Here is an 8365-nt window from a genome sequence, read left to right as displayed (position 1 = left end):
AGAGGTGTATAAGGGACGGGGCCCCGGTGGCCCCGGCGGCCCCGGTGGCCCCGGTGGCCCCGGTGGGCTCGGCGGCCCCGGCCGGCCTTCGCCGGGTCGGCCCCCCCCCCGCCCCGCAAGGGTCACCTTCGCGTCGATCCACGGCGGGACTTGGCCAAATCCGGTGTGTCGCAAGCGGACCCCCGCCCCTCGTGGGGAATTCAGCCGCCGTTCACGCGCGGCCGCGACCCTGTCCGCCGACCGCACTCAGGCGCAGCCGTACCCGACCCCCTCAGGAGAACCGATGGCGCTCAGCCGAAGAGACTTCACCGCCCGCTCCGTCCTCGCCGGCGCCGGAGTCGCGCTCACCGGGACCGTGGGGGCCCTCGCCACCGCCCCCGGCGCACTGGCGGCGGACGACGTCAGCGGCAGCGGTACGCTGCGCGACGAGCACGGGCGGCCCTGCGAGCCCGGCTACGGTCCGCTGGTCCCGGACCCGAAGGGCATCCTCGCCCTGCCGGCCGGCTTCTCGTACCGGATCCTCACCCACTGCGGCGTCACCCGGCTCGAATCGGGCGAGTCCACCCCGTCCAACCACGACGGCACCGCCGCCTTCGCCGGCCACCGCGGCGTCACCCTCCTGGTCAACAACCACGAGCTCAAGGGCAGCCGTGCGAAGTGGCCCCACCCGGTGCCGCTCGCCGAAGGCCTCGTCTACGACCCGGCCGCCGCCGGCGGCTGCACGGTCGTGGAGCTCCGCCGCGGCGGCGAGGTCGCCGAATGGGTCGGCATCGCCGGTACGTCGACCAACTGCGCCGGCGGTGCCACCGCCTGGGGCACCTGGCTGACCTGCGAGGAGAACTCCGACCTCGCCGGCAAGAACGGCATGACCAAGGACCACGGCTACGTCTTCGAGGTCGACCCGCACGACCGCCGCGCCAACCGCGACCCCAAGCCGGTCAAGGCGTTCGGGCGCTACGACCACGAGGCCGTCGTCATCGACCCCCGGACCGGCCACGCCTACCTGACCGAGGACGCCTCCGGCCCCAACGGGCTCCTCTACCGCTGGGCCCCGCCGCAGGGCTTCCGGCACGGCCGCGGCCGGCTGCGTACGCTGGCCGACGACGCGGGTGTGCTCCAGGCGGCCAAGTGCTTCGACAGCGCGGGCCGGTTCGTGGACGACCTGTCCCGGGCCACGCGGATCGGCACGGTCTACGGGGTCGACTGGGTCGACGTACCCGACCGCGACGCCCGTACGGTGCCCACCCGCAAGCAGTTCACGGAGGGTCAGGTCACGCGCGGCCGCAAGCTGGAGGGCATGTGGTGGGCCGACGGCGGCGCGTACGTCGTCTCCTCCTACGCCCGTGACGAGAGCCCGGGCACCCCGCACGACGGCGCCGTGTGGTTCTACGACCCCAAGCGCCGCACCATGCGCCTGACCGTCCTCTTCGGGGTGAACGCCGATCCGTCGGCGGAGGGCGGCTACGACGGCCCGGACAACATCACCGTGTCCCCGTACGGCGGCCTGGTCATCGCCGAGGACGGCGAGGGCCTCCAGCACCTGCTCGGCGCGACCGAGTCGGGCCGCACCTATCCGCTGGCGCGCAACGAGCTGAACATCGGTACCGCGGAGGAGCCCGAGTACTCGGAGTTCACCGGCGTCTGCTTCTCGCCCGACGGGCGCACGCTGTTCGCCAACATCCAGGACCCGGGCATCATGCTGGCCGTCACCGGTCCGTGGCGGCGCAAGCACGGCTGAGGAACGCGGCGTTCGCACCGTCCCGCCGGGGGCGGGACGGTGCGGTCAGCGGGACGGCCCTGCCGTCAGCTGTGGCACGCGGCGGCGCCGACCTCTTCCCGGGTCGCCGCGGCCCATTCGCCGAGCAGGAACTCGTACGCCTCGGACGGCCACTCGCCGTCCGCCCATGTCTCGACGAGGTGCCGTATCGCCTCGTTCGCCTCGGAGGCGGACGGGCGGGCGGGACCCGCGAGCGGAAGCGTCTCGTACATGCTTACAAGGCTACGGGCGGGCACTGACAGCTTCCTTCGAATTGCGGGGTGTCATCGATCACCCGGTGGCATGTGCCAGCGGCTCCGGCCCGCCCACCTGCTACAGCGCCTGCGACGCGGGCTTGACCATGCCCCGCACTGTGCGGGACTTCACAAACTCGCCCATGGCCGTCATCTCCCATTCGCCCGAAAACTGCTTGATGAGCTTGGCCATCATGACGCCGGTCTGCGGCTCGGCACTCGTGAGGTCGAAGCGGACCAGCTCCTCGCCGGTGGCCCCGTCGATCAGCCGGCAGTAGGCCTTGGCGACATCGGTGAACTTCTGGCCGGAGAAGGAGTTCACCGTGAAGACGAGGCCCGTCGCCTCGGCGGGCAGCCGGCCGAGGTCCACGACGATGACCTCGTCGTCCCCGGCGCCCTCGCCGGTCAGGTTGTCCCCGGAGTGCTTGATCGCCCCGCCGAGGATGGACAGCTTGCCGAAGTAGCAGCTGTCGATGTGGTTGCGCTGGGGGCCGTAGGCGATGACGGAGGCGTCGAGGTCGATGTCCGCCCCGCGGAAGGCCGGCTCCCAGCCCAGGCCCATCTTGACCTGCGAGAGCAGCGGGCGGCCGCCCTTGACCAGGGAGACGGTCTGGTTCTTCTGGAGGCTGACCCGGCCCTTGTCGAGGTTGATCTTGCCGCCGCCGCCGGCGGGGGCGGGCGGGGCCGGGGCGGTCGTGGACGGGGTGAAGGGCGCGGTGACCGGGGCGGCCGGGACCGGGGCCGGGACCGGGGGAGCGGCGGGCGGCTCCTCCTCCACCGTGACGCCGAAGTCGGTCGCGATGCCGGCGAGCCCCTGGGCGTACCCCTGTCCGACGGCGCGCACCTTCCAGACACCGCCGCGCCGGTAGACCTCGACCACCACGAGCGCGGTCTCGGTGCCCAGCTGCGGCGGGGTGAACGTGGCGATGACCGAGCCGCCGTCCGCGTCGCGGACCGTGGCGGTGGGCTCGATGCCCTGGAAGGTCTGGCCGGCGGCGTCGGGGCTGGCGGTGACCACGATCCGCTCGATGCCCGGCGGCACCGCGGCGGTGTCCACGGTGATGGAGTCGGGCGCCGAGCCGCCGCCGGACCGGTAGCTGACGCCGGGGCCGGAGGGCTGGTTGTAGAAGATGAAGTCGGCGTCCGAGCGGACCTTGCCGTTCGCCGCGAGCAGGAGCCCCGATACGTCGAGCCGTACCGGAGCGGCCACGTCGACCGTCACGCGGACGGCGTTCAGCGGCAGGTTCGCACCAGGGGTCATAGCGGTCATGCCCCGTTGAACGACCGAGGGCCCTTTGCCGTTCCCTTACCCGCGCGATCGTGACCTGTGTGGGCCCGGGTTCCGGTTCGGGCCTGGGTCCGGCTCGGGAGGTCAGCGGCGCCCGCGGTTGCGCGGGTGGTCGCGGGCTGTGCGCTCGTTGCCGAACTTGTAGGCACCCGTCCAGCGGGCCATGACCAGCTGGGCGTCCCCGGACTCCACCTCGGTCAGGAACTTCTCCGCCCGCGCGCCGCGCAGGGTGCCCGCGGCCCGGCCGCGGTGGGTGATGACGACGCTGGCGTCGGCGCGCTGTTCGTACGTGAATCCGGAAGGTCTCGGCATGGGCCGCAGCCTGCCCGGTGTCGGGCGGCGCGGGCAACGGGGTTTCCGCGGCACCCGGGCCGCGGCGTCACGCGCGGCCCTGGCGCCGGCCGAGGTGTCACCCGCGAGTGGGATCCCGCGGGTGACACCGTGCGTGCGTGTCCCTGTGTGCCGCCGTGCCTCCGCGTGCCTCCGCGCCCGTGACCGCGCGCCCCGTGACCGCGCGCCCCGTGACCGCGCGCCCCGTCCCCTCCTACGGGGTCACCCGGCGCGGCAGGCCCAGCGGGTTGGCCTCGCGCAGCTCGGCCGGGAGCAGCGCGTCCGGCACCGACTGGTAGGCCACCGGGCGTAGCCACCGCTCGATCGCCGTCCCGCCGACGGAGCTGGAGTGCGAGGTCGCGGCCGGGTACGGGCCGCCGTGGTGCTGGGCCGGGGCCACCGCCACGCCGGTCGGCCAGGCGTTGACGACGACCCGGCCGGCCAGCTCCGTGACCTGGCCGATCAGTTCCGCGGCCGGGCCCGGCGCGCCGGCGGTCTCGGCGTCCGACAGCTGGAGGGTGGCGCTCAGGTTCCCGGGGAGCCGGGCCAGGACCGCGCCCACCTCGCCCTGGTCGGCGTACCGGGCGACGACGGTCACCGGGCCGAAGCACTCCTCCAGCAGGACCTCGTAGTCGTGGTGGTCCTTGCCCTGGTCCTCGCCGTCGTGCGCGACGCCGTCCTCGCGGTCCTCCGCCGAACCCTGCGCCGGTCCTTCGGCCGCCAGGCGGCGCGCCGGGACGGTCAGGAAGCCGGCGCCGACCGTGTGCTCCCCGTCGGGCCCGGTCCCGGGGCCGGGGGTGACGGGGGCGGTCACCCCGGGCAGGGCGGCGCGCTCGCGGACCCCGGCGAGGAAGTTCTCCCGCATCCGGTGGTCGAGCAGGACCCCCGGCCCGGTCGCGCCGAGGGCCTTGGCGAGGGCGTCGGTCAGCCGGTCTCCGTCGGCGCCCAGGGGTACGAGGACCAGGCCGGGCTTGACGCAGAACTGCCCCACGCCCAGTGTCACCGACCCCGCCAGCCCCGCGCCGATCTCCTCGGCGCGCTCGGCGGCGGCCGCCGGGGTGACCACGACCGGGTTGAGCGAGCCGAGCTCGCCGTGGAACGGGATGGGCACGGGCCGGGCGGCGGCCGCGTCGTACAGGGCCCGCCCGCCCCGGATCGAACCGGTGAACCCGGCAGCGGCCACCAGCGGGTGGCGGATCAGCTCCAGGCCCGCGTCGAAGCCGTGTACGACGGCCACCACGTCGGCCGGCAGCCCGGCCTGTTCGGCGGCCCGGCGCAGCAGCGAGGCGCACAGCGCGGACGTGGCCGGGTGGTCGGGGTGGGCCTTGACGACGACCGGGCAGCCGGCGGCCAGGGCGCTGGCGGTGTCACCGCCGGGGACGGAGAAGGCCAGGGGGAAGTTGGAGGCGGCGTAGACCGCGACCACGCCGAGGGGCACCTTGTAGCGGCGCAGTTCGGGGCGCGGCGGGGTGAGGGCGGGGTCGGCGCGGTCGATGCGGATGTCGAGGTAGCCGCCGTCCTCGACGGCGTCGGCGAAGGCGCGCAGCTGGTACGTGGTCCGGGCGAGCTCTCCGGTCAGCCGGGCGGTGCCGAGCGCGGTCTCGGCGTCGGCGGCGGCGACGACCTCGGCGGCGGACGCGTCGAGCAGATCGGCCGCGGCACGCAGGAACGCGGTCCGGGCGGGGCGGTCGGCGAGGGCGCCGCGGGCGGCGTGGCCAGCGGTGACGGCCCGGTCCACGTCGTGGGGTGTGGCCTCCGCCGCAACCTGCTCGCGCTGCTTCCCGGTGCGGGGGTCCACACTCCAGACTGGTGTCGCTGCCATGGCCCGCTACCTCCTGGATCGTTCAGTATCCTGAACGGCGTTCCGGTGGATGAATGATCACTTCTGCTGCGGACTCTATTTCCGGGTCCACCGCGTGACAAGAGGCGACCAGAGGCGACCAGTAGGGGGAGCAGCCGATGACGACAGCAGAGCCGACGACGGGCCGGGCCGCGACGGGTCGGGCGGCGACCGATCGCGCGGCGGTGGCCGGGCAGCCGGTGATCGGCGCCGAGCCCGCGATCGCGCCGGGCCGGGCGGGCGGGTCGGAGCCGGTGGGTACGGCCGAGCCGCCCGCCGCCGCGCCGGTCAAGTCGGCCGTCCGTACCGTGCTGCTGCTGGAGCATTTCGCGGCCCGGCCGGGACTGCACAGCCTTGCCGACATCCAGAGCGACCTCGGCCTGCCCAAGTCCAGCCTCTACATGCTGCTGCGCACCCTGGTGAACCTGGGGTGGGTGGAGACGGACGCGACCGGCACGCGCTACGGCATCGGCGTGCGGGCGCTGCTCGTCGGCAGCTCGTACATCGACGGCGACGAGGTCGTCGCGGCCGCCCGGCCCACCCTGGACCGGCTCTCCGACGAGACGACGGAGACCATCCACCTGGCCCGGCTGGACGGCACCAGCGTGGTCTACCTGGCGACCCGGCAGTCCCAGCACCACCTGCGGCCCTTCACCCGGGTCGGGCGGCGGCTGCCCGTGCACTCCACCGCGCTCGGCAAGGCGCTGCTGGCCACGCACACCGACGCGGAGGTGCGGCGGCTGCTGCCGGAGCGGCTGGAGGCCGTCACCCAGCACACCGTCACCGACCGCGAGGCGCTGATCGAGGAGCTGGCGCTGGTACGGGAACAGGGGTACGCGCTGGACCGGGAGGAGAACACCCTCGGGCTGCGCTGCTTCGGCGTGGCCCTGCCGTACCGCACGCCCGCGCGGGACGCGGTGAGCTGCTCGGTGCCGGTGGCCCGGCTCACGCCCGGGCACGAACACCGCATCAAGGAGGCGCTGTTCGAGGCCAGGGACCGGCTGGCGGTGGTGACGCGGCGGATGTGAACGCCGGTGGCGGCGGCGCCCGCCCAGAGGGCCGTTCACGGGTGGGGCGTTGGAAGGAGAGGTTCCTCCCCCGTGCGGGGGAAGCGGTTCCCCAGTGCGGGGGACGTGCGGGGCCGGTGCGGGCGGGATCGTGGAGTCATGACCAGGGGACACACGAACGACGCCAGGACCGCGGGGGAGCCCGCCGGTCCGACCACAGCCACGCCGACGGGCACAGCCGCGAGCCTTGCCGCGGCCCTGGCCCCGGCCCCGGCCCCGGCCGACAAGGCCACAGCCGCCAAGGCCACGGCCGTCGGCTCGACGGCGGTCACGCCCAAGGGCTCGACCGCCGCCGGCGCTCCTCTCGGGACCGTACGGCGGGTCCTGCGGGCCACCGCCATAGCCGCCACCTTCCCCTACCTCGCGCTGAAGTCAGCGTGGGTGGCCGGGAGCCACATCGGCATACCCGAGGGGAGCGTGCTGCGCGGGTCCAGCCTCTTCTGGCCGGTCGTCAACACCATGACGCTGCTGATGGACGCCGCCCTCGTCGTCCTCGTGCTGGCGCTGACCCGGCCCTGGGGGCGGCGCATACCCTCCTGGCTGCTGCTCGTGCCCGGGTTCGTCGCCAGTGGTCTGCTGACGCCGATCGTGACCGGCTTCCCGGCGCAGCTGCTGATGCGGGCCTTCGGCGTCGGCGGGGACACCGCCGGGCAGGCCCCGCGTGAACCGTTCCTGGACGGCTGGGTGTTCAACGTCGTGTACGCCGGCTTCAGCGTGCAGGCGTTCGCGCTCGCCGGGCTGTTCGTGCCCTACGCGAAGGAGCGCTGGGGCCACCTGTGGCGGCGGCCGACGGGGCTTTCCGCAGGCCTGCGCACGGTGGCCGTGGCAGCCGCGGCGGGAGCCCTGGCCTTCGCCGGGGCGGAGGCCTACTGGACCCTCGGCGGCACGGCCGGGCTGACCGATGCGCTGGTGGCGGCCCGCGACGCCGACGCCGTGATGGTCGGGATCGTCCAGGCGCTGTGCACCCTCATGGGCGCGGCCGGCGCGCTGCTGCTCGCCTTCGGGCGCGGGGCCGCCGGACGAATACCCCTCGCGGCCGCCTGGGTGGGAGGCGCCGCGGCGGCGAGCTGGGGCCTGTGGGTGTCCCTCGCCGCGCTGGCGCCGGGAGGCGATCCGGCGAAGAAGATCACCTGGGCTCTGCACCTCGCCTACGCTGGCCAGATGATCACAGGATTGCTGGTGGCCGTCGTCCTCACCGGGTTCCTCACCGGGTTCCTCGCCGCCCGCCGCCCGGCGTGAGGCGGCTGCTGGGGGCCAGGGCGCGGCGGCGCTGGGTGCACCTCATCCTCGGCGGCGCCCTGCTGATGCCGTACTTCCTGCTCGCCTCGGTGCTGCTGTCCCCCCTGACGGAGGGAAAGAGTGCCTTCACCTCGCTCCCGCTGACGCTGGCCGCCTACGGGATCGCCGTGCCGCTCGCGGCCGTGAGCGCGCCGCTGTTCACCCTGGTCCGGCCGCTCTCGGTGACCGCCGTACGGACCCTGTGCGGGGTGCCGGGGGAGCAGTTGGCCGAGGGGCCCGCCCGGTCCCCGGCCGCGCGGGGGCGGGCAGCGGCCTGGTGGACCCTGCACCTGGGCGTCGGGGCGGTGGTCAGCGGGATGACCCTGGCGGTGCCGCCGATGGCGCTGGTGCTGTTCACGCTGCCGGTCGTGGGCCCGGGGGCGCGGGCCCGGCTGGGCATGGACTGGTTCGCCTCCGGGGCCGCCGTGTACGCCGCACCGCTGGCGGGGGCCCTGCTGTTGGCCGCGCTCGCCCAGTGCGCGGCGGTGGCCGGGGCGTTGGGGCCGCCCGTCCTCACCGTGCCCCTGCTGCCTGCCCAGAGGTCCATCCCCC

General features: G+C 74.7%; 7 protein-coding genes and 1 pseudogene. 4 read left to right on the top strand and 4 right to left on the bottom strand.

The annotated features are described in order from the left end of the window. Positions 1–283: 283 nt before the first annotated feature. Positions 284–1738 (top strand): alkaline phosphatase PhoX, encoded by a 1455-nt coding sequence (locus GPJ59_RS29845; RefSeq protein WP_219671028.1) that lies wholly within the window; start codon positions 284–286, stop codon positions 1736–1738. A 65-nt stretch (positions 1739–1803) separates the two neighbouring features. On the opposite strand, the gene GPJ59_RS29840 is transcribed toward GPJ59_RS29845, so the two are convergent. The 4 genes from GPJ59_RS29840 to GPJ59_RS29825 all read right to left on the bottom strand — a co-directional run bounded on the left by GPJ59_RS29840 (position 1804) and on the right by GPJ59_RS29825 (position 5450). Beyond that, a complete protein-coding gene (locus GPJ59_RS29840; protein WP_219671027.1) occupies positions 1804–1989 on the bottom strand; it encodes a hypothetical protein in 186 nt (61 codons plus the stop codon). Positions 1990–2089: 100 nt separating this feature from the next. Further along, the gene (locus GPJ59_RS29835; RefSeq protein ID WP_219671026.1) at positions 2090–3280 is read right to left on the bottom strand and encodes a TerD family protein; all 1191 of its coding nucleotides are present in this window, start codon (positions 3278–3280) and stop codon (positions 2090–2092) included. A 102-nt stretch (positions 3281–3382) separates the two neighbouring features. Continuing rightward, the gene (locus tag GPJ59_RS29830; protein WP_219671025.1) at positions 3383–3610 is read right to left on the bottom strand and encodes a hypothetical protein; all 228 of its coding nucleotides are present in this window, start codon (positions 3608–3610) and stop codon (positions 3383–3385) included. Between the two features lie 232 nt (positions 3611–3842). Next, positions 3843–5450: an aldehyde dehydrogenase family protein gene (locus tag GPJ59_RS29825; protein ID WP_219671024.1), complete on the bottom strand. Its 1608-nt coding sequence runs from the start codon at positions 5448–5450 to the stop codon at positions 3843–3845. 239 nt (positions 5451–5689) lie between these two features. On the opposite strand from GPJ59_RS29825, the gene GPJ59_RS29820 reads away from it, so the two are divergent. The 3 genes and pseudogenes from GPJ59_RS29820 to GPJ59_RS29810 form a co-directional block, all read left to right on the top strand. Then, on the top strand, positions 5690–6496 hold the full coding sequence (locus GPJ59_RS29820) for an IclR family transcriptional regulator (RefSeq protein ID WP_374200947.1): 807 nt from the start codon (positions 5690–5692) through the stop codon (positions 6494–6496). A 138-nt stretch (positions 6497–6634) separates the two neighbouring features. After that, positions 6635–7774, top strand: coding sequence for a hypothetical protein (locus GPJ59_RS29815; protein WP_258025121.1), 1140 nt, complete (start codon positions 6635–6637; stop codon positions 7772–7774). Beyond that, a pseudogene (locus tag GPJ59_RS29810) lies at positions 7771–8365 on the top strand (histidine kinase); the annotation flags it as partial. The gene GPJ59_RS29815 and the pseudogene GPJ59_RS29810, both read left to right, overlap by 4 nt.

The organism is Streptomyces bambusae (assembly GCF_019400985.1).
In the GTDB taxonomy this organism is placed as follows: Bacteria; Actinomycetota; Actinomycetes; order Streptomycetales; family Streptomycetaceae; genus Streptomyces; species Streptomyces bambusae_A.
This window is presented reverse-complemented; position numbering and strand designations above follow the sequence as displayed.

Coding starts and splice junctions, on each gene's coding strand:
- GPJ59_RS29845 (WP_219671028.1), top strand. CDS start 284: ATGGCGCTCAGCCGAAGAGACTTCACCGCCCGCTCCGTCCTCGCCGGC.
- GPJ59_RS29840 (WP_219671027.1), bottom strand. CDS start 1,989: ATGTACGAGACGCTTCCGCTCGCGGGTCCCGCCCGCCCGTCCGCCTCC.
- GPJ59_RS29835 (WP_219671026.1), bottom strand. CDS start 3,280: ATGACCGCTATGACCCCTGGTGCGAACCTGCCGCTGAACGCCGTCCGC.
- GPJ59_RS29830 (WP_219671025.1), bottom strand. CDS start 3,610: ATGCCGAGACCTTCCGGATTCACGTACGAACAGCGCGCCGACGCCAGC.
- GPJ59_RS29825 (WP_219671024.1), bottom strand. CDS start 5,450: ATGGCAGCGACACCAGTCTGGAGTGTGGACCCCCGCACCGGGAAGCAG.
- GPJ59_RS29815 (WP_258025121.1), top strand. CDS start 6,635: ATGACCAGGGGACACACGAACGACGCCAGGACCGCGGGGGAGCCCGCC.